The 25,085-nt window shown below is 70.0% G+C and carries 20 protein-coding genes, 1 tRNA gene, 4 pseudogenes and 1 riboswitch; of the genes and pseudogenes, 10 read left to right on the top strand and 15 right to left on the bottom strand.

The window, feature by feature from the left end; translation table 11 throughout:
- Positions 1–13: 13 nt before the first annotated feature.
- Together ACRQ5B_RS07235 and ACRQ5B_RS07230 are read left to right on the top strand one after the other, a co-directional pair.
- Complete coding sequence (locus ACRQ5B_RS07235) at positions 14–421, top strand: rhodanese-like domain-containing protein (protein ID WP_432398366.1); 408 nt, start codon at positions 14–16, stop codon at positions 419–421.
- Positions 418–1,629 (top strand): O-succinylhomoserine sulfhydrylase, encoded by a 1,212-nt coding sequence (locus tag ACRQ5B_RS07230; RefSeq protein ID WP_432398364.1) that lies wholly within the window; start codon positions 418–420, stop codon positions 1,627–1,629. The genes ACRQ5B_RS07235 and ACRQ5B_RS07230 overlap by 4 nt, the downstream gene beginning before the upstream one ends.
- 28 nt (positions 1,630–1,657) lie before the next feature.
- On the opposite strand, the gene ACRQ5B_RS07225 is transcribed toward ACRQ5B_RS07230, so the two are convergent.
- The 6 genes and pseudogenes from ACRQ5B_RS07225 to ACRQ5B_RS07200 form a co-directional block, all read right to left on the bottom strand.
- The gene (locus ACRQ5B_RS07225; RefSeq protein ID WP_432398361.1) at positions 1,658–2,806 is read right to left on the bottom strand and encodes a glutamate--cysteine ligase 2; all 1,149 of its coding nucleotides are present in this window, start codon (positions 2,804–2,806) and stop codon (positions 1,658–1,660) included.
- 22 nt (positions 2,807–2,828) lie between these two features.
- Positions 2,829–4,351, bottom strand: a pseudogene (locus ACRQ5B_RS07220) (UDP-N-acetylglucosamine 1-carboxyvinyltransferase).
- A 99-nt stretch (positions 4,352–4,450) separates the two neighbouring features.
- Positions 4,451–5,254 carry an energy-coupling factor transporter transmembrane component T family protein gene (locus tag ACRQ5B_RS07215; RefSeq protein ID WP_432398358.1) on the bottom strand — a complete coding sequence of 268 codons (804 nt, stop codon included), beginning with the start codon at positions 5,252–5,254 and terminating at the stop codon, positions 4,451–4,453.
- The gene (locus ACRQ5B_RS07210) at positions 5,251–6,810 is read right to left on the bottom strand and encodes an ABC transporter ATP-binding protein (RefSeq protein ID WP_432398355.1); all 1,560 of its coding nucleotides are present in this window, start codon (positions 6,808–6,810) and stop codon (positions 5,251–5,253) included. Before ACRQ5B_RS07210 ends, ACRQ5B_RS07215 begins: the two co-directional genes overlap by 4 nt.
- Positions 6,811–6,820: 10 nt before the next feature.
- A complete protein-coding gene (locus ACRQ5B_RS07205) occupies positions 6,821–7,399 on the bottom strand; it encodes an ECF transporter S component (protein WP_432398352.1) in 579 nt (192 codons plus the stop codon).
- A 120-nt stretch (positions 7,400–7,519) separates the two neighbouring features.
- A riboswitch (TPP riboswitch) is annotated at positions 7,520–7,661 on the bottom strand.
- A gap of 26 nt (positions 7,662–7,687) precedes the next feature.
- The gene (locus tag ACRQ5B_RS07200; RefSeq protein ID WP_432398349.1) at positions 7,688–8,410 is read right to left on the bottom strand and encodes a hypothetical protein; all 723 of its coding nucleotides are present in this window, start codon (positions 8,408–8,410) and stop codon (positions 7,688–7,690) included.
- 105 nt (positions 8,411–8,515) lie between these two features.
- Here ACRQ5B_RS07200 and ACRQ5B_RS07195 point away from each other — a divergent pair, with 105 nt between their 5' ends.
- The gene (locus ACRQ5B_RS07195; protein ID WP_432398346.1) at positions 8,516–8,779 is read left to right on the top strand and encodes a DUF4235 domain-containing protein; all 264 of its coding nucleotides are present in this window, start codon (positions 8,516–8,518) and stop codon (positions 8,777–8,779) included.
- A gap of 42 nt (positions 8,780–8,821) precedes the next feature.
- Here the strand turns inward: ACRQ5B_RS07195 and mnhG are convergent, their stop codons facing one another.
- From mnhG to ACRQ5B_RS07165, 6 genes and pseudogenes are all read right to left on the bottom strand, one after another.
- Positions 8,822–9,229, bottom strand: coding sequence for a monovalent cation/H(+) antiporter subunit G (gene mnhG / locus ACRQ5B_RS07190; RefSeq protein WP_432398343.1), 408 nt, complete (start codon positions 9,227–9,229; stop codon positions 8,822–8,824).
- Positions 9,219–9,497 (bottom strand): monovalent cation/H+ antiporter complex subunit F, encoded by a 279-nt coding sequence (locus ACRQ5B_RS07185; RefSeq protein ID WP_412884251.1) that lies wholly within the window; start codon positions 9,495–9,497, stop codon positions 9,219–9,221. The genes mnhG and ACRQ5B_RS07185 overlap by 11 nt, the downstream gene beginning before the upstream one ends.
- Positions 9,494–10,039 carry a Na+/H+ antiporter subunit E gene (locus ACRQ5B_RS07180; RefSeq protein WP_432398340.1) on the bottom strand — a complete coding sequence of 182 codons (546 nt, stop codon included), beginning with the start codon at positions 10,037–10,039 and terminating at the stop codon, positions 9,494–9,496. The genes ACRQ5B_RS07185 and ACRQ5B_RS07180 overlap by 4 nt, the downstream gene beginning before the upstream one ends.
- On the bottom strand, positions 10,036–11,664 hold the full coding sequence (locus ACRQ5B_RS07175) for a Na+/H+ antiporter subunit D (protein WP_432398718.1): 1,629 nt from the start codon (positions 11,662–11,664) through the stop codon (positions 10,036–10,038). Before ACRQ5B_RS07175 ends, ACRQ5B_RS07180 begins: the two co-directional genes overlap by 4 nt.
- The gene (locus ACRQ5B_RS07170) at positions 11,661–12,206 is read right to left on the bottom strand and encodes a Na(+)/H(+) antiporter subunit C (RefSeq protein WP_432398717.1); all 546 of its coding nucleotides are present in this window, start codon (positions 12,204–12,206) and stop codon (positions 11,661–11,663) included. The genes ACRQ5B_RS07175 and ACRQ5B_RS07170 overlap by 4 nt, the downstream gene beginning before the upstream one ends.
- Positions 12,207–12,240: 34 nt before the next feature.
- Positions 12,241–15,155, bottom strand: a pseudogene (locus ACRQ5B_RS07165) (Na+/H+ antiporter subunit A); the annotation flags it as partial.
- A gap of 156 nt (positions 15,156–15,311) precedes the next feature.
- On the opposite strand from ACRQ5B_RS07165, the pseudogene ACRQ5B_RS07160 reads away from it, so the two are divergent.
- The 3 genes and pseudogenes from ACRQ5B_RS07160 to ACRQ5B_RS07150 all read left to right on the top strand — a co-directional run bounded on the left by ACRQ5B_RS07160 (position 15,312) and on the right by ACRQ5B_RS07150 (position 18,457).
- Positions 15,312–16,711 (top strand): annotated as a pseudogene (locus ACRQ5B_RS07160) (MFS transporter).
- A gap of 64 nt (positions 16,712–16,775) precedes the next feature.
- Positions 16,776–17,257: pseudogene (locus tag ACRQ5B_RS07155) on the top strand (cation:proton antiporter regulatory subunit).
- 3 nt (positions 17,258–17,260) lie between these two features.
- Positions 17,261–18,457 carry a cation:proton antiporter gene (locus ACRQ5B_RS07150; protein ID WP_432398337.1) on the top strand — a complete coding sequence of 399 codons (1,197 nt, stop codon included), beginning with the start codon at positions 17,261–17,263 and terminating at the stop codon, positions 18,455–18,457.
- 41 nt (positions 18,458–18,498) lie between these two features.
- On the opposite strand, the gene dcd is transcribed toward ACRQ5B_RS07150, so the two are convergent.
- Both dcd and ACRQ5B_RS07140 read right to left on the bottom strand, forming a co-directional pair.
- Positions 18,499–19,080, bottom strand: a complete 582-nt coding sequence (dcd, locus tag ACRQ5B_RS07145) for a dCTP deaminase (protein ID WP_432398334.1) — start codon at positions 19,078–19,080, stop codon at positions 18,499–18,501.
- A 79-nt stretch (positions 19,081–19,159) separates the two neighbouring features.
- Complete coding sequence (locus ACRQ5B_RS07140; protein WP_432398331.1) at positions 19,160–19,606, bottom strand: SRPBCC family protein; 447 nt, start codon at positions 19,604–19,606, stop codon at positions 19,160–19,162.
- A 595-nt stretch (positions 19,607–20,201) separates the two neighbouring features.
- Between ACRQ5B_RS07140 and ACRQ5B_RS07135 the strand changes: the two genes are divergently transcribed.
- Positions 20,202–21,647, top strand: coding sequence for a CAP domain-containing protein (locus ACRQ5B_RS07135; protein ID WP_432398328.1), 1,446 nt, complete (start codon positions 20,202–20,204; stop codon positions 21,645–21,647).
- Positions 21,648–21,758: 111 nt separating this feature from the next.
- Positions 21,759–21,832 (top strand) — tRNA-Gly (locus ACRQ5B_RS07130).
- A gap of 101 nt (positions 21,833–21,933) precedes the next feature.
- Here ACRQ5B_RS07130 and ACRQ5B_RS07125 read toward each other — a convergent pair.
- A complete protein-coding gene (locus ACRQ5B_RS07125) occupies positions 21,934–23,280 on the bottom strand; it encodes an MFS transporter (protein WP_432398716.1) in 1,347 nt (448 codons plus the stop codon).
- Positions 23,281–23,496: 216 nt separating this feature from the next.
- Between ACRQ5B_RS07125 and ACRQ5B_RS07120 the strand changes: the two genes are divergently transcribed.
- Complete coding sequence (locus tag ACRQ5B_RS07120; protein ID WP_432398325.1) at positions 23,497–24,351, top strand: LysR substrate-binding domain-containing protein; 855 nt, start codon at positions 23,497–23,499, stop codon at positions 24,349–24,351.
- A 252-nt stretch (positions 24,352–24,603) separates the two neighbouring features.
- Positions 24,604–24,963 carry a hypothetical protein gene (locus ACRQ5B_RS07115; RefSeq protein ID WP_377971381.1) on the top strand — a complete coding sequence of 120 codons (360 nt, stop codon included), beginning with the start codon at positions 24,604–24,606 and terminating at the stop codon, positions 24,961–24,963.
- Positions 24,964–25,085: the final 122 nt, after the last annotated feature.

The raw sequence follows: 25,085 nt of genomic DNA, 5'->3' as shown, positions 1-25,085 counted from the left end.
GACGGGCAGGAGCATGAGCTACGCCGGGGACCTGACCCCGCAAGAGGCCTGGGAACGGGTGCAGTCCGGCGCGGTGCTGGTGGACGTCCGCACCCGGGCCGAGTGGGCGCAGATCGGCGTCCCGGTGACCGGCGGCGCGGCCGCGGAGCCGGTGTTCATCGAGTGGACCCGGGCCGGCGGCGTGCCGAACGAGGACTTCCTGGACGAGCTCCGGCAGCACGTCCCGGCCGACGCCGAGCTGCTCTTCCTCTGCCGGTCCGGGGCCCGCTCCGTCGCGGCGGCAGGGGCTGCGACGGCGGCGGGATTCACCGTCTACAACGTGCTGGACGGGTTCGAGGGCCAGCCGGATAGGTCCGGCGTCCGCCGCGTCAACGGCTGGAAGAACGTGGGCCTGCCGACCGACGGGACCCGCACGGCATGAGTTTCAATCCCGAGGCCGCGGGCTGGAGCCCGGACACCCAGGCCGTCCGTGGCGGCCTGGACCGGACCGGCTTCCAGGAAACCACCGAGCCGATCTTCCTCAACTCCGGCTTCGTCTACGAATCCGCCGCCGCCGCGGAGCGGGCCTTCACCGGCGAGGACGAGCGGTTCGTTTACTCCCGCTACGGCAACCCCTCGGTGGCCACCTTCCAGGAGCGGCTCCGCCTGCTCGAGGGCACCGAGGCGTGTTTCGCGACGGCGTCGGGCATGTCCGCGGTATTCACCGCCCTCGGCGCGCTGCTCGGGGCCGGGGACAGGGTGGTCGCCGCCCGTTCCCTGTTCGGCTCCTGCTTCGTGATCCTCAACGAGATCCTGCCGCGCTGGGGCGTGGAGACCGTCTTCGTCGACGGCCCGGACCTGGAGCAGTGGCGTGAAGCGCTCTCGACGCCGACCACCGCCGTGTTCTTCGAGTCGCCGTCGAACCCGATGCAGGAGATCGTGGACATCGCCGCCGTGAGCGGGCTGGCGCACGCCGCCGGCGCCACCGTGGTGGTCGACAATGTCTTCGCCACCCCGCTGCTGCAGCGCTGCACGGACTTCGGCGCGGACGTGGTGGTCTACTCCGGCACGAAGCACATCGACGGCCAGGGCCGGGTGCTGGGCGGCGCGATCCTGGGCAGCAAGGAGTTCATCGAGGGCCCGGTCCGGCAGCTGATGCGCCACACCGGACCGGCGCTGTCCGCCTTCAACGCCTGGGTGCTGACCAAGGGCCTGGAAACCATGTCGCTGCGGGTCAACCACGCCTCCGCCTCGGCGCTGCGGCTGGCAGAGTGGCTCGAGGAGCAGCAGGCCGTGACCTGGGTGAAGTACCCGCTCCTGGCCTCCCACCCGCAGCACGAGCTGGCCGCCAAACAGATGAAGTCCGGCGGGACGGTGCTGACCTTCGAACTGGCTCCCCCGGCCGGCCGGTCCGCCAAGGATGCTGCCTTCGAGCTGCTGGACGGGCTGCGGATCATCGACATCTCCAACAACCTGGGCGACTCGAAATCGCTGATCACGCACCCGGCCACCACCACACACCGGGCCATGGGCCCGGAGGGTCGGGCAGCTATCGGGTTGAGCGACGGCGTGGTGCGGCTCTCCGTGGGACTGGAGGACCCGGAGGACCTGATCCGGGACCTGGGCCAGGCCCTGGCGCGGGTCCGGTAATCCGCAGTAGCGGCGTGGAACGTGCGGCCTAGAACCGGCGGACGGGTGCCAGCGCGGGCAGCGGCCCGGTTGCGGTGCCGGCCTCGGGCACCTCCCCGCCGACCGTGGTCCGCACGGCCTCGCCGACGACGGCGCCGAGACCGGCGCGGCGCTGCAGCTCCGCCCCGGTGCCCTCCGCCAGGATCCGCTCCACCCCGGCGCGCGCCAGGCCCAGCTCGCCCTGGTCCGCCAGAACCGGGGCGAGGTAGTCCACCAGGGCGTTCACCACGTCGGCCGCTGGGCGGGGCCGGAAGGTCCCGAAGTCCAGCAGCTCGGAGGACAGCCCGCAGTTGCTCGCCTGCCAGGCCGCCATCCGCAAGAGCACCGTCGGCACCGGCGCCGGGTCCACGCCGTCGTACCACTCGCGCGAGGCGGTCTCTACCAGCGCCCGCACCAGCACCGCCAGCAGCGCCGCGTCCTCCGCGCGCAGGCACACGTCCGCCACCCGGATCTCCACGGTGGGATGGTTCCGGGCAAGCCGCGCGTCGAAGTAGACCATCCCCTCGTCGAAAAGCACGCCGCTTTCCAGCAGCCGCGACACCACCCTGCGGTAGGCCGCGTGGCTGCCGAAGACCATCGCCGGACCGGCAGCGGGCCAGCGATTCCAGGCCTGGGTGCGGTAGCTCTCGAACCCGGTTTCCGTCCCGTTCCAGTACGGCGAGTTGGCGCTCAGGGCGATCAGCACCGCCAGCTTGTCCCGGATCCGGTCCAGCACCGCCACCCCCTCCTCGGGCGAGTCGATGGCGGCGTGGACGTGCAGCCCGCAGGTGAGCTGTTCCTGAACGGTGAGGCCGAACCGCCGCTGCATCGTGGCGTAGCGCAGTTTGGGGGTGGTGTGGGTGGGGGCGGCCAGCGGCGAGGTGGCCAGCGCCGCGACCCTGGCGTCGTGGACCCGGGCCGCGTCGTCGGCAGTCCGGCGGGCCCGGCGAATCTGCCGCAGCAGGGCGTCATGCTCCCGGCAGGGCAGCGTCTGGGTCTCTATCTGTTCGAGCTTGAGCTCAAAACTGAAGCCGGAATGGCCGTCACCCGTGTCCGGGTCCCGGATGAGCCCGCGCAACATAGCGTCCGCGAGAGCCAGCGGAACCCCGGTGACGGGGTCCACGATCAGCAGTTCCTCTTCGACACCGAAGGTGCGCATAACCCATTGTGCGCCGGGGCGGTTAGTCCTGGAAGTACTCGATCTTCGCGCCGATGGTGTTCAGCCGCTCGGCCAGATCCTCGTACCCGCGCTCGATCACGTAGATGTTGCGCAGCTCGGACACGCCCCGGGCGGCCAGCATGGCCAGCAGCAGGCAGGCGGCCGGGCGGAGGGCCGGCGGGCAGCCTACCTCGGCGGCGCGCCATTTGGTGGGGCCGTTGACGTAGATCCGGTGCGGGTCCAGCAACTGCACCTGTGCGCCGAGCCGGTTCAGCTCGGTGAGGTAGATGGCGCGGTTCTCGTAGACCCAGTCGTGGATCATGGTCTGGCCCTGCGCGTTGGCGGCGATCACGGCGAAGAACGGCAGGTTGTCGATGTTCAGGCCCGGGAACGGCATGGGGTGGATCTTGTCCTCCGGTGCCTTCAGCTCGGAAGGCCGGGTGGTGACATCCACCAGCCGGGTCCGGCCGTTGCGCGCCACGTATTCTGCGGAGACCTCCAGCCGCTGGCCCATCTGCTCCAGCGTGGCCAGCTCGATCTCCATGAACTCGATCGGCACGCGGCGGATGGTGACCTCGGAGTTGGTCACGATGCCGGCCGTGATCAGGCTCATCGCCTCGATCGGGTCCTCGGAGGGAAGTATTCGATCTCCATGTCCACCGCGGGCCGGCCGACGATCTTCAACGTGGTGGTCCCGACGCCGTCGATCTCCACACCCAGGCGCTGCAGGTAGAAGCAGAGGTCCTGGACCATGTAGTTGGGGCTGGCGTTGCGGATGACCGTGGTGCCGCGGCGGTGGGCGGCGGCCATGATGGCGTTCTCGGTGACCGTGTCACCCCGTTCACTGAGCACGAAGGAGCGGTTCTCGCCGTCGGCGGGCGGCGCCTGGACGGTGTAGAAGCCGGAGGTGGCCTCCACGCTGAGGCCGAACTGGCGGAGCGCCTGCATGTGCGGTTCCACGGTCCGGGTGCCAAGGTCGCAGCCGCCCGCATAGGGGAGCCGGTACTCGGCGGACTCGTCCAGCAGCGGGCCCAGCAGCATGATGACGCTGCGGGTGCGGCGGGCGGCGTCGACGTCCATGCCGTCAAGGTCCAGGACGGCGGGGCGGCGGATCTGCAGGTCGGTGGCGTTCAGCCAGGTGCATTCGACGCCGATGCTGGTGAGCACCTCGACGATCCGGTTGACCTCCTCGATCCGGGCCAGCCGGCGCGGCACCGTGGTGCCGCGGTTGATCAGGCTGGCGCAGAGCAGGGCGACGCCGGCGTTCTTGCTGCTGTTGACGTCCACGGCGCCGGAGAGGGTGTGGCCGCCCTCCACGCGCAGGTGGGTCATCTGGGGCCGGCCCACCTTGACGATGGCGCGGCCGAAGATGGACTCCAGGCGCTGGATCATCTTCAGGCTCAGATTCTGCTTGCCCTGCTCCATCCGGGCGACGGCGCTCTGGCTGGTGCCGAGCTCGGCAGCAAGCTTGCCCTGGGTCCAGCCCTTTTCGCCGCGTGCGTCCTTGAGGACCGTGCCGAGGTGTTCTGCAGTGGGAAGCGTCATACCCAAGAAATATCACAGATGAGCTACCACCCGCCTCCGGATGGGCTTCAAAGCGCGAAATGTCACACCCCTAGTCGGATGGTGCGATACCCGCGGGCGTCACTGCTGGCCGAGGAACACCATGTTCCAGGTCCCGGCGGCGACGGCGGCGGCTACCGCTGACCCCGCGATCACCATTCCGCCCAGGACTACCCACACGTCCAGCCCGGTGAAGCGCGCCTGCCGGGCCCAGGTCCGCCGGGCCCCGCCGAAGCCGCGCGCCTCCATGGTTACCGCCAGCCGCGAGGCCCGCCGGACGGCCTGGACCAGCAGCCCGAAGCTCTGCCCCAGCATGGCCCGGGCCCGCTGCGCCGGGCTGCCGTGCGAGCCCACGCCGCGGGCCCGCCGGGCCATCCCGATGGTCTGCCATTCATCCGCCATGAGTCCCACCAGCCGCATCGCGGCAAGGGTGCCCAGCACAAACCGGTGCGGCAGCCGGGCCTGCTGCGCGAGGGCGTCGGCCAGGTCCGTGGGGTCGGTGCAGCTCATCAGCAAGACGGCCGGCAGCGCGATCGCCAGGCCCCGTAGCAGGAAGCCCAGGCCCAGCTGCAGCGAGCCCTCGCTGATGGACCAGAGCCCCACGTCGAGCAGGATCCGGCCCCGGTCCGGGGCGAGGATGGCGGTGCTCCAGCCACCGAGGGCGGCGGCCAGGATCAGCGGCCAGCCGCGGCGCCAGAGCAGGGCGGGGGTGAGCCCGGCCAGCGGGAAGAGCAGCAGCTCAAAAACCAGGGCCACGGACGCGGAGACCCAGTCGATGGACAGGGCCAGCGCCACGGTGATCAGCACGACGCCGGAGAACTTGGCCAGCGGGTTGGCGCGGGCCAGCAGGGCGCGGTTTCCCTCCAGGGTCAGGGCTTCCCTCATGCCGCCGCCCCCTGCAGCTTGAGTTCGTCGCCGCCGAGGACGTCACTGAATTCGGCGTCGTGGGTGACGGAGACGACGGCGGTGCCGGCGTCCAGGAGTTCGGAGAGGAAGGAGGCCAGCTCGGCCCAGGTGTTGGCGTCCTGGCCGAAGGTGGGTTCGTCCAAGACCAGGACCTGGGGGTGGGCGGCCAGCACGGTGGCCACGGACAGGCGCCGTTTCTCGCCGCCGGAGAGGGTGTACGGGTTGGCGTCCACCAGGTCCCGCAGCCGCAGCCGCTCCAGCAGTTCGTCCACCCGGTCCGCGCCGCGGCCCAGCTGCCGCGGCCCGAAGGTCAGTTCGTCCAGCACCCGGCCGGTCACGAACTGGTGTTCGGGTTCCTGGAAGACCGTGCCGATCCGCGGGATCAGCTGCTGTGCCTTCCAGGCGTAGGGGTCGATGCCCGCGCCGGCGCTGAGGTCGGTGGTGGCGGACACGGTCCCGGCCACCGGGGCCAGCAGCCCGGCGAGAGTCAGGGCGAAGGTCGATTTCCCGGCGCCGTTGGGCCCGGTGATGGTGAGCGCGCGTCCGGCGCGGACCTGCGCGGCGATGCCCTCCTGCACCGGCACGGGCGGCACGGCCCGGAAGCGGGTCCGCAGGCCGCCCCGGCGGGGACGCTCGCGGGACACGGCCAGGGACTCCGCGGCCAGCAGCAGGCGGCCCGCCTCAAAGCCGGTCTCCGGACCCTTTCCGGTGCTGCCGGCGCTCCGGGCGCGGGTGGCCGGCACGTGGCCCGGGACCCAGACCCCGGCGGCGATCAACATCTCCCGCGCCTCGGCCAGCACCCGGTCCGGCGGCCCGTCCAGCAGCACGGCGGCGTCACCCGCGCTGCCGGGCTGCAGCACCACGATCCGGTCCACCAGGTCCTTCCACACGGAAACCCGGTGTTCCACCACCACCAGGGTGGCGCCGGTCCGGTCCAGGCAGCGGCCCACGGCGTCGCGGACCTCCAGCACGCCGGCGGGGTCAAGGTTGGCGGTGGGTTCGTCCAGCAGCAGCAGCCCGGGCCGCATCGCGAGGATGCCGGCCAGGGCCAGCCGCTGCTTCTGCCCGCCGGAGAGGGCCGAGGTCGGGTGCCCCAGGGGCAGGGAACCGAGCCCGACGTCGTCGAGCGCCTCGCCCACCCTCGCCCAGATCTCCGCGGGCGGGACGGCAAGGTTCTCCGCCCCGAACGCGACGTCGTCGCCGACGCGGGAGAGCACCACCTGGGTCTCCGGGTCCTGCTGCACCAGCCCGGCGCGTCCCCGCCGCTCCCGGGGCGGGGCCCCGTCGATCAGCAGGCTGCCGGTCTCGTCGGCGTCGTCGGCCTCCGCGTCCGCGCCGCCGCCCTCGCCGAGCACCCCGGCGAGGGCGTGCAACAGTGTGGATTTACCGGCGCCGGAGGGCCCCAGCAGCAGGACGCGTTCGCCCGGGCTGATGTCCAGGTCCAGTCCGCTGATGGCGGGGCGTGACCGTCCGGCGTGCCGCCAGCCCCAACCGCGGGCGGTGACCGCGGCGGGGCGGACGTCGTCGGCGTTCATGCGCGGGGTGTCAGGAGAAGACGGGTTCGGTGGCCGCCTTGCGGGAGGCGAAGGAGGCCAGCACCCCGGTCCCGGCCAGGCCGCGGGTGGCGATCCAGGCCAGGCCGCCGGCGATCACGGCACCGGAGATGGCGCAGAAGACGATGTAGGCGGCCTTGTCCCCGGCCTCGAAGGCGATGTTCCAGCCCCAGGGCAGGAAGCAGTCGTTCAGGCCGCAGAAGAGGCCCGCACCGGCGCCGGCGAGCAGGGAGACCGGGAGGTTGAACTTGGTGTAGCGGAAGGCGGCGAAGACCAGCTCCGCGCCGAGGCCCTGCAGGATGCCGGAGATCAGCACGGTGGTGCCGTACTGGGAGCCCATGATCAGCTCACCGGTGGCGGCAACGGCCTCGCAGAACAGCGCGGCGCCGGGCTTGCGGACCACCAGCATGCCCAGGACCGCGGGGATCATCCAGCCGCCGGCGTAGAGGCCGGTCAGGGGCGGGTAGACGGCGGTGAGCGGGATTGAGACCACGTTGGCTCCCTGGTCCCAGGCCCAGAAGATGACGCCGCCGGCGATCGCGATCAGCGCCGCCAGGACAATGTCGGCCACGCGCCAGCTCTTCTTGCCGGCCGCTGTGGTGCGGGGGTGGAAATATCGGTCATGTCGTCCTCCTGAGGTACAGGAGGGGAGGGTGTTCCGGCCACGGCGGCCGCTGCCGCGTGTTCCGGACACCCTGAGAACTCGACTCCCTTGCGCCGGTACTAACCGGATCAGGTTCGAGGGTCTGCGGCTGTCCGCACTCTCAGCGCCCACCTACGGTTTCCGGATTCCTCCGGAAGGGTCCGACGGCGGCGCTCCCCTGTCGTTGTGAATGTCGCCCGTGTGGGCTGGGCCAGTTTACACCCGCGCCGCCGGGGCCCGCCTCCGCTTCCGGCCGAGCCGGATCAGCACGATGCCGACCGCCACGAACCACGCCCACATGAGGAGGCCGTAGCCGCCGTAGAGCGCCGGGACGAGGTACCGCAGCGCCTCCGCGAGCAGCCCCAGGGCACCGGCGGCGATGCCCAGCCAGCCCACAGCCCTGGAGAGCCCTCCCCGCACCATGGCCACGGACATCAGGAGGATGCCCGCCGCGGAAAGCACACCGGCGACGGCGGGTGTGTTGTTCTCGGCGATCAGCGCCTCAGCGGCGGCACTGATCCGCTGCCGCGCGGCGTCGTCGGCCGCCCCGGCGTACCGGTCGCTGAGATAGACCAGCACCAGGGAACCGCGGCTGGTGACCGGGATGGCAAGGATCAGCGCCCAGGACAGCCCGCCCACCAGGGCGCCACCCAGCGCCAGACCCCGCGCCACGCCCTGTGCCGCCGGAGCGCACGCCAGGAATAGCGCGGCGAACACGGGCACCGCCAGGATGTTGGGGACCGTCCAGAGCAGCTGCTCGGCGACGTAGACGGGCTTGTTGCGGGCGATGAACTCCAGCGTCGGCACGGCCCCGTCGACCGGCGGCGGCGCGATGAAGTCCAACACGAGGGCCAGCACCAGCAGCACGACAAAGGCGATCGCGCAGCAGCCGGCCGCCAGCTGGAACGGCGCCCAGGGTGCTCTCGGGTCTCTGTCCATGCCCGACGGTAGGCCGGGCGGCGCGCGGCGGACAGGGGCGTCCGCCCCGGACCGGTGTGCCAGTAGGCTAGGGACAGCCCTGTTTCCACCCGCAAGGAGCACGAAATGAACATTGTCATCAAACTGCTCGGCACCGGCATCAGCCTGGTCGCCGGTCTCGTCGGCACCAAGCTCGTGGACACCGTCTGGGAGAAGTCCACCGGCAACAAGCCGCCGAAGGGCCACGACGACGACGTCCCCACCACCCTGCGCCAGGCCCTGACCTTCGCGCTGATCTCGGCCTCGGTGAGCGCCGTCATCCAGGTCCTCGCCAACCGCGGCACGCAGCGGGCCATCAGCCGCTTCGCCAAGACTCAGGACATCGTCTAGGCACACCGCACCACCGGACTCCGACGGGGAGTCCCCCGGGCATCAGTCCCGGCGGGGCTCCCCGTCGTCGTTCAAGCCGCGTTCCCCGGCGGCCTGCTGCACCACCGCTTCGAGCTCGTCCGCGCTCAGCAGCTCCGGGTGGAGGTGCTTGGTGCGGTAGCCGGCGCGGCCCACCATGTGCGCGGAGACCGGGACCGTCAGCAGCTGGAAGATCCACGCGACCACCAGCACCGGCCACACCCACCAGGTGCGCATCTGCAGGCCCACGGCGCACAGCAGCAAAAACAGACCGAGGACCTGCGGCTTGGTGGCTGCGTGCATCCGGCTCATCAGGTCCGGGAAGCGGAGCAGGCCGATCGCCGCGCCAAGGGACATCAGCGCGCCTACCACCATGAACACGGCGGACACGGCGTCGATCACCGGGTCTGCGGAAAAGGTCTCAGGATTCATGGGGGTGCCTCCTCCGGTCGGCCACGAAGCGGGCCACCGTCACCGAGCCGACGAAGCCGATGATCGAGATCGCCACCAGCAGCATCAGGTTGTTCAGGTGCCGGTTGACGGCCATGTCGATGCACAGCGCCGCGCCCAGGATGGCCAGCAGCACGTCGGCGGCGAGGACCCGGTCCAGCAGGGACGGCCCGCGGGCGATCCGGATGATGGCGCCGCCGGCTGCGAGGGACAGGATCACGGCGGTGACGGCCAGGACGATCGGCATCATGCGGCTGCCTCCTGCTTGAGGGCGGAAACTTCCTCCGGGGTGCCCATGATCCGGATCAGGCCGGCCTCGGTATCCCGGACGTCCTTGCGGAGCTTGGCGGCGTCGTCGGCGTCGCGGACGTTGATGCCGTGGATGTAGAGCGTGGACGTGGTCCGGTCCACCTCCACCACCAGGGATCCCGGGATCAACGAAATCACGTGGCCGGTGGCGGTGACCAGGAGGTCCGAATGGCTGCGGAGCGGGACGGCGACGACGGCGCTGATCACCCGGGGCCCGCGCACCACGGCGAGGTAGAGGACCTGGAAACTCGCCGCGACCACCTTGGCCAGGAACACCACGCCGAAGGGGATGGCGCGCAGCACGTTGAACCGGCCGCCCAGTTCCACCGGCGGCAGGTAGAAGAGCCGGGCCACGAGCACAGCGATCAGCGCACCGAAGAGCAGATTGCCGGCGCTGAAGTTCTGCCAGAGGGCGCCCCAGACAATCACCAGCCAGACCAGCAGCGGCAGTTCCTGGCGCAGGGAGATCCGTTTGCGGGTCATTTGCCGCCTCCCTGCGCCACCGGCTGCGGCGGGGCCGGGACCGTGACCTCGTCACCGAGCACCGCGTGGATGTAGGAGGACCGGTCCAGCATCTCGGCCGCGGACTGGCCGGAGAGGCGGAACAACGGCCCGGCGAACACGGTCAGGGCCACGCCCAGGATGACCAGCGCCAGCGTGGAACCAACCATGGTGCGCGGCAGCAGGCTCACCGCGCGTCGTGCTGAGGATGCCCCGGCACCGCCGGTTCCGTGGGAGTCCCCGCCCGGGGCGGCGAGCAGCACCGGGTCCGGGTGCTCGGCGTCCTCGGGCTTGCGCCAGAAGGCACGGTTCCAGACGCGGGCGATGGCCAGCAGGGTCAGGAGGCTGGTCAGGACGCCGCCGGCCACCAGCGCGTACGCCAGCGGGGTGCCGAGCGTGACGCCGGCCTGCAGCAGGCCCAGCTTGCCCAGGAAGCCGGAGAGCGGCGGGATCCCGGCGAGGTTCATGGCCGGGACGAAGAACAGCACGGCCAGCAGCGGGGAGAGCTTGGCCAGGCCCGCCACCCGGTCCACGGAGGAGCTGCCGGCCCGGCGTTCAATCAGCCCGGTGACCAGGAAGAGGCTGGTCTGGATGGTGATGTGGTGCGCCACGTAAAACACCGCGGCGCCCAGACCGGCCACGGAGGACATTGCCAGCCCGAAGACCATGTAGCCGATGTGACTGACCAGGGTGAAGGAGAGCAGACGTTTGATGTCGCTTTGCGCGAGCGCGCCCAGGATCCCCACCACCATGGTCAGCAGCGCCACGACCATCAACGGTTGGTTGAAAGTGTCGCCGGGGAAGAGCAGCGTCTCGGTGCGGACGATCGCGTAGACGCCCACCTTGGTGAGGAGGCCGGCGAACACCGCGGTGACCGGTGCGGGGGCGGTCGGGTAGGAGTCGGGCAACCAGAAGGAGAGCGGGAAGACGGCGGCCTTGATCCCGAACGCCACGAGCAGCAGCACGTGCAGCAGGTTCCGGGTGCCCTGGTCCAGGTCTCCCAGCTTCATGGCCAGGTCCGCCATGTTGATGGTGCCGGTGGCGCCGTAGATCATCGCGATGGCGATCAGGAACAGCACCGAGGAGACCACGGAGACCACCACGTAGGTCACGCCGGCGCGGATCCGGGGGCCGGTGCCGCCGAGGGTCATCAGCACGTAGCTTGCCGTGAGTAGGATCTCGAAGCCCACGTAGAGGTTGAACAGGTCGCCGGAGAGGAAGGCGTTGGACACCCCGGCCACCAGGATCAGGTAGGTGGGGTGGAAGATCGAGACCGGGGCGTCGCTGTCGCCGTCGGCCATGCCCTGCCCGGTTGCGTAGACCAGCACGGCCAGGCTGATGGCAGAGGAGACCACCAGCATCAGCGAGGAGAACTGGTCCACCACCAGCACGATCCCCCACGGCGGCAGCCAGCCGCCGATGCTCACCGCCGCCGTGCCGCCCTCCCAGACGGAGGCCAGCAGCCAGCACTCGAGCAGCAGGGTCAGGGAGAGCAGCGCGATGCTGACGGTCCGCTGCGCCCGGGAGTGCCGGATGAGCAGGAAGGTCAGGGCGGCGCCCAGGATGGGGAGGACGACGGCGAGCGGGGCAAAGCTGGCGATGTTCACTCGGACCCTCCTTCCTGGTTCGTTGCAATGGTTCGGGAGCCGGGTTGTTCCTCGGCGGCGGCTTCGCTGGCCGGCATCTGCCGGGCGCCGGCGAGGATCGTCCCGCCGGCGTCCTGCTCGACGGCGGGCAGCGGAAATTCTGAGGTTTCTTCGGGGATGACGGCGTCGTCCTCGGCGTCGAAGCTGGGGGTCTCGGCGACGCGGAGGTCCTCGGCGTCGTCCTGGATCTCGTCCTGCCGGGCCAGCACCCAGGTGCGGTAGATGATGCCGAGCATGAATGCGGTGACGGCGAAGGAGATCACGATCGAGGTGAGGATCAGCGCCTGCGGCAGCGGGTCGCTGTAGGCGCCGGGATCCGTGTCCTTGGCGAACAGCGGGGCCAGGCCGGCGTAACCGCCGGTGGTGAGGATGAGCAGGTTGGTGGCGTTCGCCAGCAGCATCAGGCCCAGCAGCACCCGGGTGAGGCTGCGTTCCAGGAGCAGGTAGATGCCACAGGCGTACAGCACCCCCATCACGGTCAGCAGGGTCAGGTTGACGCTCATGCATTCCCCCGGGGGTGGTTCCGGCGGCCGCGTCCGACTGCTCTTCGAAGTGTTCGTCGATTTCGGCGCCGAGGCTGCGGAGCACGTCCAGGGCCAGGCCGACGACGACGATGTAGACGCCGATGTCGAAGATGGTGGAGGTGACGAACTTGATGTCACCGAAGACCGGCAGCCAGAGCTGGACGATGGCGCTCTGGAAGACCTCGCCGCCCAGGAGCAGCGGCGCCACCCCGGACACGGCCGCCGTTGCCAGGCCGATGCCCAGCAGTGCGCCGGCGCTCAGCGGCGCCGCCTCGCGCAGCTCGAACCGGCCGCCGGCGAGGTAGCGGATGGTCAGCGCCAGGCCGGCCATCAGGCCGCCGGCGAAGCCGCCGCCGGGCAGGTTGTGCCCGGCCAGCAGCAGGTAGATGGAGAAGACGATCATCGAGTGGAACACCAGGCGGGTCACCACCTCGAAGATGATGGAACGCCGCTCGGGCGCCAGGGTCCGGCCGGCCACCAGCCAGGCGTCCTTGGTGGACGCCGCGAACCGGCGGCTCAGGGCCAGCGCAGCACCGTCGCGGCTGTGCGCGGGGGCGGCCAGACGGCCCACCGTGCCCTCGTCGGCCGACCCGGAGGACCGGATCCGGTCGCCGCGGCCGCGGACGAAGATGAGGCTGGCGACGCCGGTGGCGGCGAGGGCCAGAACGGAGATCTCGCCGAAAGTGTCCCAGGCCCGGATGTCCACCAGGGTGACGTTGACGACGTTGAGCCCGCCGCCGCCGTCGTACGCCAGCCGCGGGAAGTCCAGCGAGACCGGCGTCGCGACCCGGGCGCCGAGGGCGTAGATCGCCACGAAGATCATCGTCAGGCCGAAGCCGGCGCCGATGATGATCCGGACCACGCGGTACCGGCCGCCGGTGCGGTCCCGGAGTTCGGCCGGGAGGCTGCGCATGGCCAGCACGAACGCCACCAGAATGATGGTCTCCACCAGCATCTGGGTCAGCGCGAGGTCCGGGGCGCCCTGCAGTGCGAACATCAGGGCGATGCCGTAGCCGGTGACGGAGACCATCAGGACGGCCAGGAACCGCTTGTTGGCGCGGACCGCGGCGAGGGCGCCGACCACGATGCCGGCTCCGGCGACCAGCTGCAGCGGGGACCCCGGGTCGATGACGTAGAGGTCCGCCGGGAGCGGCTTGTTCGCGAGCAGGATGGCGGTCAGCGGCAGCAGGAAGGCCACGCTGAGGATGACGGCCAGATAGAAGTAGAGCGAACCGCGCTGGGTGCGGCCGGTGACCCACACGGCGGCGTCGTCAAGCGCGCCGATGGTCTGCTGGTAGGCGCGGTCGCCGTTGATCCAGCCCGGGACCAGCTCCTGGGCCCGGGCGACGGCGCCGCGTCCGTAGTACATCGCCAGTCCGAGGGCGAAGGTCACGGCCGTCAGGCCCAGGGCGGGCGTGATGCCGTGCCAGAGTGCGAGGTGCCCGGCGTCGTGGGCGTCCTCGCCGGCGAACAGCGCGGCGTAGGGCTGGATCCAGCCGTCCACCGGCGCGGGCCACAGCCCGTACGCGACGGTGAGGACGGCCAGCACTGCGGGCGCGGCCAGGAAAGCGGGTTTGATGGCCTTGAACCGGGTCACCGGGACACCGTCCTTGACCGCGAATGCGCCCCAGAGGAAGCGCGCGCTGTAGGCGAAGGTCAGGATGGACCCGACGACGACGCCGGCCAGGACCACCACGCCCCAGGGCCCGGTCCCGGCGTGGTGCACGAAGGCTTCGAAGACGGACTCCTTGGCCACAAACCCGGCCAGCGGCGGCACCCCGGCCATCGAGGCGGCGCCGATCACGGCCACGACGCCGAGCGCCCGGGAGGAGCGGAACACCCCGAGAGCTTGCGGATGTCGCGGGTGCCGGCCTGGTGGTCGATGATGCCGACCACGAGGAACAGGGTGGCCTTGAAGAGCCCGTGCGCCAGCAGCAGCGCGATCCCGGCCAAGGCGGCGTCGGGCTGGCCGAGGCCCACCACCATGCTCAGGAAGCCGAGCTGGCTGACGGTGCCGTAGGCGAGGATGAGTTTGATGTCCGTCTGGCGCAGCGCCCGGTAGCCGCCCACCAGCATGGTAGCCAGGCCCAGGCCCAGCACCACCGGCAGCCAGGTCTCCGTCCCGGCGAACCCGGGCGCCAGCCGCGCCACGAGGTAGATGCCGGCCTTCACCATCGCCGCGGCGTGCAGGTACGCGCTGACCGGGGTTGGGGCCGCCATGGCGCCCGGCAGCCAGAAGTGGAAGGGCACCAGCGCCGACTTGGTGATGGCCCCCACCAGCACCAGCACGACGGCGGTGGCCACCGCGGGCGCGGCGGGGCCCGCCACCAGGTCCGGCGCCTTCTGCAGAAGGGCCGAAATCCGGTACGTGCCGGCGAAGGAACCGAGCATGATCAGGCCCACCAGCATGGCCAGGCCGCCGGCGGTGGTGACGATCAGGGCCTGCAACGCGGAGCGGCGGGCCGCCAGGCGGGTCCGGGCGTAGCCGATCAGGAGGTAGGACAGGACGGTGGTGAGCTCCCAGAAGATGAACATCAGGAGCAGGTCGTCCGCGGTGACCAGCCCGAACATCGCGCCGGCGAAGGCCAGCAGCTGCGCCCCGAAGCCGCCCAGGTTGCTGTCCTTGTTCTTGAAGTATCGGGCGCAATAAACCAGCACCAGCGTGCCGACGCCCAGGATCAGCAGGGACATCACCCAGGCCAGGGCATCCATCCGGAAGGCCAGCTCCAAGCCGAGGTCGGGAATCCAGGGGACCAGCAGGGCGGGGGCGTCCTGGGCCGCATACACGGCGTCGTGCTGCAGGATCAGCCAGAGGAACGAACCCGCGGGGACGGCCGCCAGAGCGTAGAACGCATTCCTGCCCACCCGGCGGAAGAGAAACGGCGCCACAAGAGCCACAGCGAAGTGCACGGCTAGGACTGTGATCACTGGTATCTCCGCAACGTCAGGAATTCGGTTATCAAAAAGTTGGAGCAGGCGGCGCATATGGTTAGGTTCAGTCCGAACAGTTTACCAAGCGTGTACAAATTCTTTTCTGCCCGTTTCATCCCGATCCGGGCCGCGGGGACGGCTAACATCAGGGCTATGAATTCCGCCACCGCTCCCGAGGCCGCACCGGCGTCCGAACTTGGTTCCGGACGCCAGCCCGCCGGGAGGGGACGCATCCTGGCCTGGGCCGCCTGGGACTGGGGCTCTGCCGCATTCAACGCCGTCATGACGACGTTCGTCTTCACCGTGTACCTGACCTCCAAGGCCTTCGGCGGCGAGGACGAGGCCTCTGCGGTGCTCGGCACCGCCCTGGCCATCGCCGGCGCCGCCATCGCGGTGCTCGCACCGGTGACCGGGCAGCGGTCCGACGCCGGCGGCCGCCGGAAGCTCTGGCTGGGGGTGAACACCGCCGCGGTCGCACTGCTCACCGGGCTCTGCTTCTTCGTCTTCCCCCGGCCGGAATTCCTGCTGCTGGGGGTCACCCTGATCGCCCTCGGCAACATCTTCTTCGAGTTCGCCGGCGTCAATTACAACGCCATGCTCGCCCAGATTTCGACGCCGGCCAATATCGGCAAAATCAGTGGCTTCGGCTGGGCCTCGGGCTACCTCGGCGGCATCGTGGCGCTGCTGATCGTCCTGCAGCTGTTCGTCCAGCCGAGCATCGAGTGGTTCGGCGCCTCCACCGAGGACAGCCTGAACATCCGGCTGGTCGCCGTCTTCTCGGCGCTCTGGCTGCTGGTCTTCGCCATCCCGGTCATGGTCGCCGTGCCCGAGGTGCCCACGGCCCGGCAGGACAAACTGGGGTTCTTCGCCTCCTATGGGCTGCTGGCGCGCCGGATCAAGGCCATCTACCGGACCAGCCCGCACACCATCTACTTCCTGCTGGCCAGCGCCATCTTCCGCGACGGCCTCGCCGCCGTGTTCACCTTCGGCGGGGTGATCGCCGCCGGCACCTTCGGCTTCGACCTCAAACAGGTCATCTTCTTCGCCATCTTCGGCAACGTCGTCGCCGCCGTCGGCGCGCTCGTGGGCGGACTGCTCGACGACCGGGCCGGCCCCAAGGCGGTCATCATCGCCTCTCTGGCGGGCCTGCTCCTGGCCGGCACCGCTCTGCTGATCCTGGGCAACGGGACATATTCCTTCTTCGGCATATCCTGGTCCGGGAGCATGACCTTCTGGGTCTTCGGCCTGTTCCTCTGCCTGTTCGTCGGCCCCGCCCAGTCCTCCTCCCGTGCCTACCTGGCCAGGCTGGCCCCCACCGGAGAAACCGGCGAGCTGTTCGGGCTCTACGCCACCACCGGCCGCGCCGTGAGCTTCCTCGCCCCGGCCCTGTTCACCCTCTGCATCACCATCGCCACGCCCCTGGTGGCCCCCGGCCAGGCGCAGCGCTGCAGGGCATCGTCGGGATCATGGTGGTGCTGCTGGCCGGCCTGCTGGTGCTGCTGCCGGTCAAGGCCCCGGGCAAGACGGACATCGCCGTCGTTCCCTCCCGCTAGGCGGCCGCCCGGCTGCGGCCTTGAACCCGGCCCCAAAACCGGGCGCGGCCACTAGGCTGGTGGCATGAACGTGGATGAGACCGAACTTCCCGGACTGGGCCGGCGCAAGGATTTCATGACCGCCTCGGGGCGCCGGATCGGCGTCGTCGAATACCGCGAGGGGCAGACCGAGCTCATCGTCTCCACATGGGACGATCCGGACACCTGCCAGGCCTCGATTCCCCTCACCGCCGATGAGGCCGCCGCCCTGGGCAACCTGCTCGGCGGCCAGCGGCTGGCCATGCAACTCTCCGAGGCCCACCGCGAGGTTCCCGGGATCGTCACCCGGCAGTTCTCCATCGCGGCCGACTCGCCATTCCAGAACCAGCCGATGGGCAAGGCCTGCATCCGGACCCGCAGCGGCGCCTCGATCGTGGCGATCATGCGCGAGGGCGAGGTGCTCCCCTCCCCGGCCCCGACGTCGTGCTCCACCCCGGTGACCTGCTGGTGGCCGTCGGCACCCAGGAGGGCCTGGACACCGCGGCCTCCATCCTGCGCAACGGATAAGCCGTGGATGCCCTCGCCGTGACCCTGATCGAACTGGGGGCCGTCGTGTTCTGCCTCGGCCTGCTGGCGAGGCTGGCCGGGCGGATCGGCATGTCCCCCATCCCGCTGTACCTGGTCGGCGGGCTGTTCTTCGGTGCGGGCGGGCTGGTCAAGCTCGAAGGCATGCACGAGTTCGCGCACCTCTCCAGCGAGATCGGCGTCATCCTCCTCCTGCTCATGCTCGGCCTGGAATATACGGCGGCCGAGCTCGTCACCGGGCTGCGCCGCTCCTGGCAGGCCGGCGTGCTGGACCTGGTCCTGAACTTCGTCCCCGGCGCGGGCCTGGCGCTGCTCCTGGGCTGGGGCGTGGTGGGGGCCATGGTGATGGGCGGCGTCACCTACATTTCCTCCTCCGGCATCGCCGCAAAGGTGATCACGGACCTGGGTCGAATCGGCAACCGCGAGACGCCGGTAATCCTGTCCATCCTGGTCTTCGAGGACCTGGCCATGGCCGTGTACCTGCCCGTCCTGACGGCCACCCTGGCCGGTGTGAGCCTCCTGGTGGGGCTGCAGACCGTGGGCATCTCACTCGCCGTCGTCACCCTGGTCCTGGTGGTGGCGCTGCGGCACGGGCACCATGTCTCCCGGGCCGTCCACAGCGAGAACTCGGAGGTCTTCCTCCTGAACCTCCTGGGCGCGGCGCTGCTGGTGGCGGGCCTGGCCGCGGCCATGCAGGTCTCCGCGGCGGTGGGCGCGTTCATGCTGGGCATCGCAATTTCGGGCGCCACGGCCCACAGCGCCACCCGCATCCTGGAGCCGCTACGGGACCTCTTCGCCGCGATCTTCTTCGTGGTCTTCGGCCTGAACACGGACCCCACGTCGATCCCGCCGGTGCTGGGCTGGGCGCTGATCCTCGCGGTCCTCACCGCGGCCACCAAGATGCTGACTGGAATCTGGGCGGCGAAGCGGGCCGGCATAGCGATCCCGGGCCGGTTCCGGGCCGGGGCGGCCCTGATCGCCCGCGGCGAATTCTCCATCGTGATCGCCGGACTGGCGGTGGCCTCCGGGGTGGTGCCCCGGGAGCTCGCGGCGCTGGCCACCGCCTATGTGCTGATCATGGCCGTCACGGGTCCGCTCGCGGCCAAGTTCATCGAGCCCGCGGTCCGGGCGGTCCGGCGGCCGGCGCGGCGCGCGGTGCAGCGGACACGGCCGGTTAACTGACCGCCCGCGCTCAGCGCACTAGCTGAACGCCCGCCCTCCGGCTATGACGAGATCTCGGTGCGGTGGAAGTTCAGGTGGCTGCGGCTGGCGGTGGGGCCGCGCTGGCCCTGGTACCGGTTGCCGTACTCGCCGGAGCCGTAGGGGTGCTCGGCGGCGGAGCTGAGCCGGAAGAAGCACAGCTGGCCGATCTTCATGCCGGGCCAGAGCTTGATCGGCAGGGTCGCCATGTTGGACAGTTCCAGCGTGACGTGGCCGGAGAAGCCGGGATCGATGAAGCCCGCCGTCGAGTGCGTTAGCAGCCCCAGCCGGCCGAGGGAGGACTTGCCCTCCAGCCGGGCGGCGATGTCGTCGGGGAGGGTGACGGTCTCATAGGTGGAGCCCAGGACGAACTCGCCGGGGTGCAGGATGAACGGTTCGTCCGCGTCGACCTCCACCAGGCGGGTCAGCTCCGGCTGGTCCACGGCGGGGTCGATGTGCGCGTACTTGTGGTTGTCGAAGAGGCGGAAGAAGCGGTCGATCCGCACGTCCACCGATGAGGGCTGGATCATGGCGGGGTCGAACGGTTCCAGCACAATCCGCTGGGAGTCGATTTCGGTACGAATGTCGCGGTCAGAGATCAGCACAGGATCAAAAGTACCGCAGGTTCCCCGCACCCCCGCGTCCGTGCCGGCGGCTCCGTCACAGAGGGTCCGGCGTCGGCGCTCAGGCCGCGGCCTGCTCCGCTTCCAGCAGCATCTTCAGCTGCTCGAGCTGCACCACCTGGGCCTGCATGGCGCGGCGCATCCCGGCCGAGAGCAGGAATGAGGCAACGCCGGGCCGGTAGCGCAGGGCGAAGCGGACGTGGGTGCTGCCGCCGTGGGTGCTCAGGTAGTACCCACAGTGCACCCGGGCCCGCCCGGAAATGACCTGGAACTGGATCTCCGCTCCGGGGCGGGCGGCCGTCAGTTCGAAGTCCCCGGCCGCCGGGGGAAAACTGCCGGCGGTCAGCGCCGGCCGGTACACGGAGCCGGGGGCACCCACCGCGCCGGAGACCAGTGCGACGCTCTCGATCCCCTCGCGCCAGTACGGCAGGTTCCGGGGGTCCAGGAGGAAGGCGTAGATGCCCATGGCGTCGTACTGAATGACGACGTCGTGCTCTGCATACGCCACGGAAGTTCCCCTAGGTCGGACTAATGGTGCTCGTAGCCCGCTTCCCCCTCAGACCGCAGCTAACCCCACCACGGTATCCAGCGGCCGGGGCTGCCGCACCGTCACCGGACCGTCTTTACCGAAGAGTTATGCAGCCGGTACCGGGGCCTTTGGACATCGCTGCGCAGAAACTGCGACGACCTTCCGGGAAGGAAGCTTGAAGGGCGTTATGCGTGGGTCTACTGTTACTCGTGTTGCTGCAGAGATCTCATGAGGGGATCACTGAACGGAGCTGGGGTTCGTTGTGAAGATGTTTGTGGTGGCCGCTGCCTGCGCACTGGCCCTACTCCTGCCCGCAGCGTCAGGCCCTCCGACGGCCTCCACGACCTCGGCTGTGGACCCGCCCGCCGTTTCGGCTGGAGGTTCCGATCCCGCCGAGTCGGGTCCCGCTCCCGCCCCGTCCACGACGGTTCCGGTGACTGCCCCACGCCCGACGCAGACCAGCCCCGTGGCCGCATCGCCGGCCCAGCCATCCCAAAGCCTGGATGCTGCCCCGCCGGAGCCCAGCCGCACAGAGCAGGCCACCACTGTTCCGACCTCTGCCCCGACGCCGACAGTGACCGGAACCGCGGCACCCGAAGTCCCCCCTGAGCCACGGTCGATCCCCCCGCTGTACGTTCCGCCCACGGAGCTCACTCCCAGCACCCAGCCTTCGGACCCGACCGCCAAACTGCCCGATGTCTCTGCCCAAGCCCTGGTTCCGAACGACAACTCGGCGCAAATACTGGCGGTCTTTACCGCGATCAACAACTATCGGCAGTCCCTCGGCATCCCGCCGGTCAAGTACAACGCCACGGTTTCCGGGCTCTCCCAGGAGTGGGCCAACAGCATCGCCACCAGGGAAGTGGTCGAGCATCGGCCGAATTTCTGGACCGATGCCAGGGCCTTGAATCCCGACAACGGTGCCGGCGAGGTGATTGCCGTTCGCTGGGACAGGGATGCTGCCCAGCTCGTCGAATGGTGGAAAGGATCCCCGGCCCACGACGCTCTCCTCCGTGACCCTCGCTTCAATGTCATTGGAGTAGGCATTGCCTTCACCGACGGTGACTGGCGCACCACACCGAACCGCTACACCATGTGGGGCGTCGTGAATCTCTTTGGATACAAAACCCTTCCGGCAGGCACCACCACCGCTCCGGGCGGAGGGTCTGCCCCGGGCGGCGGATCGGCCCCAGGCGGCGGGTCGGCCCCGGTCTTCACAGTGCCCGCCAAGACGGTGTGCGACCCTGCCGTCCGCTACATGCCGCCTACGCAGGACCTGAGGTCGGCCGAGATCACGAGTTCCAGCGATTTGCTGTCGGTGGATTCCGCGGGACGGCTGATCAACAGGCCCTTCCTCGGCGGCCAGAATTACGGACCGCCCAAGGTCATCGGGGGCGGCTTCTCAACCGCAATCCAAATTTTCCTGACCGACTGGGACAGAGATGGTGCCTACGACGTGCTGGCCCAGTGGGCCGACGGACGCGTCACTCTGCATGCCGGCGTTGCCGGTGGCGGATTCCGCGCTGCGGTGACGCTAGGCCAATCGGGATGGGCCGGTATGACAATTGCCCTGGGCCAGTGGTGTGGCAATAACCGCCTGCCGCAGATACTGGCAAAGGATGCCTCCGGAAATCTCTGGCTCTACCAGAACACCGGCCTCGGCGATCTCGCGCAACGCAGCATGGTGGCCAGCGGAATATCTGCCGTCAGGCTCGCGATGGTCGACTTCGACGGCGACGGGTACCAGGACCTTCTGGCACTCAACGCCAGCGGTGATGTCCTGCTCTACCGCGGGGCCGGTGTTCCTTCGCCACGCGCTGAAGCCCGGAAAGTGGTGGCTACCGGATGGTCCGACGTGACGGCTATCCGCGCTCTCCGCGATGTCACGGGGCGCAACTCGACCGGTCTCGCCGTAGTGCGGGGCAACGGCACGCTGCAGTACTGGGATCTCGGCAGGGGGACGCTCTCCGCACCTTCAGCCCTTCCCGGCTTCTGGACTGGCATGTGGCTGGCCCAGTAGCAATAAGTACAGCCGGTACCGGGCGTTGATGTTCGGGGAACTCCCGTGCCTGGGGTAAGGTGAATCTCGTTGTTCCGCAGGACACTGCCGAGGGTTTTGGCCGGTCCCTGCGCGGCTGTAGCTCAATGGTAGAGCGCTAGCTTCCCAAGCTTGATACGCGGGTTCGATTCCCGTCAGCCGCTCCACTTCCCCCATTTCGCCACGGCTTCGGACCGCGGCACCCCGGACCCGCGGTGCGCCCGTCCGGAGGCGCGGCACCGGTCTGGAACCGCCGCGAAAACCCCGCCTAGGCCCGGACAATCCGCAGCAGCCGACGCCGGCTCCGCAGGTCCACCCGGAGCATCAGCTGCCCCCGCCGGGCCAGCAGCACCGCCACCGATGCCGCCGCCAGCGCCGGGACCCCGCCGGAGATGAGGATCGCGGTGTGCGGGTCCACGTGCTCGGCCAGCCACCCCATCAGCGGCCCGCCGATCGCCTGCCCGCCGATCAGCACCATGATGTACAGGCTCATCACCCGTCCGCGGATCCCCATGTTCGCGCTGACCTGCACCAGCTGGTTGGCGGCGGTGAGGAACATCAGGCACCAGAACCCGGCCAGCACCATCGCCGCGCCGAACCAGACCATCGAGGGTACGGCCGCGCCGAGGCAGAGCATCAACCCGTACATCCCGGCCCCCAGCATGACCGAGCGCAGCCGCAGCTCGCGCCGCCGGGCCGAGGTGATGGCCCCGGCCAGCGCGCCGAGGGCCACCAGGGCGTTGAGCAGACCGTACCCGCCAGCGCCGACGTCGTATACATGGTCCGCGAAGGCGGCCAGCAGCACCGGCAGGCTCATGGCGAAAACGGACACGAACCCGGCCATCAGCCAGGGCCAGTAGATCGTGGGCTTGGCGAGGGCGTAGCGGAGGCCCTCCCTGAGCATGCCCTTGCGCTTGGCGGCGGGCGGCGTGGTGTGAAGTTCGTCCTTGCGCAGCACCAGCAGCATGGTCACGGTGGAGCAGCACGCGACGGCGTTGCCCGCGAAGGCCCAGCCGGCTCCCACGGCGCCGAGCAGGATCCCGGCGACGGCGGGCCCGATCAGGCCGCCGAGCTGAAAGATGGTGGAGTTCAGACTGATGGCGTTCCGCAGGTACACCGGCCCCACCAGTTCGTTGACGAACACCTGGCGCGCTGGCTGGTCTAGCACGGTGACCAGGCCCAGTGCCAGGGCAATCGCGTAGACATGCCAGACCTCGATCCGGCCCGTGAGCGCCAGGACTGCGAGCGCCGCGGCGAGGACTGCCGCCACCGACTGGCAGAGCATCAGGATCCGGCGTTTGGCGAAGCGGTCGGCCATCATGCCGGCCCACGGCCCGAGGAAGAGCGAGGGCAGGAACTGCAGGGCCACGGTCACCCCCACGGCCGTGACCGAGCCCGAGAGCTGCAGCACCAGCCAGTCCTGGGCGATCCGCTGCATCCACAGGGCGATCACCGCGATGAAATGCCCGGCCGCGAAGATGCGGTAGTTCCGGACGGTGAGCGAGACGAAGGTGTGTCGCCAGGGCAGCCGTTCGCTCACGACGGCCAGCGGCTCGGTCACGGGCGACGACGCCGGCAGGGCCGGCGCGCCGGCGGCGGGCGGCGACGCCGGCAGGGCCGGCGCGGGCCGGCGGGTAGGGGTCTGGTCTGGGTCGGCGGCCTGGAACGGCGGTGGGGGTGCCACGGAAAAGTCCTCGTGAGAGTGGGCCTGCGGGAGTCGGTTTAACGCTAGGCTGGCCGCAATCGATTATGGAAGGTTATTGGATGCATAACTCCCATCACGAAATGCAATGCACCACCGTGGCCGCCGGCGGGTCGGCGACGCGCGCCCGTGTTTGAGCCTGCCCAGTTACGGTCCTTCCTGGCCGTCGCCGAGACGCTGAGCTTCACCCGTGCGGCCGAGCGGCTGGGACTCGCCCAGCCCACCATCAGCCAGCATGTCCGGAAGCTGGAGGCCGCCGCCGGGCGGACCCTGATCGCCCGGGACACCCGGGACGTGCGCCTGACGGACAATGGCGACGCCATGGCCGGGTTCGCCCGCAGCATCCTCTCCGCCCACGACTCGGCCGCCCGCTACTTCTCCGGCTCAGCGATGCGCGGCCGGCTGCGGTTCGGTACCGCCGACGACCTGGCCATCACGGGACTGCCCCGGATCCTCCGGGAGTTCCGGCAGGTCTACCCTCAGATCAACCTGGAGCTGACCGTCGGCCAGAGCGACCAGCTGTACAAACGGCTCAACGCCGGGCAGCTGGACCTGGTCTTCGTGAAGTGGGTGGCCGGGGCCAAGGACGGCACGGTGGTGCAGCAGGATTCTTTCGCGTGGGTGGGCCTGGAGCAGACGGCCCTGGCGCCCGGGCATCCCGTGCCGCTGATCGCCTACCCCGCCCCCAGCCTCAGCCGGAAGCTGGCGATCGACGCCCTGGAGGCCTCCGGCCGCACCTGGCGGATCACCTGCACCACGCGGCAGATCAGCGGGGTGCTGGCGGCGGTGCGGGCGGGTATCGGCGTCGCCGTGATGCCGTCGTCGCTGGTTCCGGACGACCTGAAAATCATCACCAGACGCTTCGACCTGCCGCCGGTGGGCGACGTCGACTTCACGTTGATCCGGAATCCGCTGTCCAACACGGAGGTCATCGAGGCTCTGACCCAGACCATCACGGGCCGAGCGCTGCACAGACCGGCGTAGGAATACCCGGCCTTACCTGCCCCTCCGGGGCGCACTACCTGCCCGGCGCGGGGGATGCCCGGGCGGCGATACGCAACCATTGAACCCGCCGGATACTTGCCCTATCCTGACACTACTTGCAGGTCAAGCAGAGGCCAGCCACCCCGCTCAGTCAAGAGAGCACAGACTACGGACGCTTCCTGCCGTCGCTGCCGGTATTCCCGGCCCTCCGTGGCACCCAGCGTTCGGGATAGGCCAGCAATGACGCCAGCCATGAATACTCCCCACGCCTCGATGCGGCCGGCCCCGCGCCGGCTCGGCCCCCGCACCCCGGCCCGCCCGGCCGCCGCGGCGGCGGCACGGCTGGAGGGAATCACCCACCCCGCCCTCGGGCGGCTCGATCCGCATCCTGCACCGGCACGCGCCGACGGCGACTACGTGGGCATTCCGTTTTGCGAACGCTGCGGCACCGACGAGTTCGTCTACCTGGAGTCGTTCGTTCCGCCCCGGCACCACCGCGACGGCTCCGTCAGCCAGCTCGGCGAGGTGACCTACTTCTGCTCCGGCTGCGAGGACTTCTCCGCGCATGCCGTTCCCGCGTCCTGGGCACCGCCCGGCTGGTACCTCGGCTGAGGACACCAACACAAAGGGGCGGCGCGGGAACCGAAAGGTCCCCGCGCCGCCCCTTTGTTGGTGTCCCCGGACGGGCCGTCCGGCCCGCCCGGGAAGGCCCGGGAAGGCCCGGGAAGGCCCGG

Origin of the sequence: Pseudarthrobacter sp. L19, from assembly GCF_050859435.1 — a bacterium.
In the GTDB taxonomy this organism is placed as follows: Bacteria; Actinomycetota; Actinomycetes; order Actinomycetales; family Micrococcaceae; genus Arthrobacter.
This window is presented reverse-complemented; position numbering and strand designations above follow the sequence as displayed.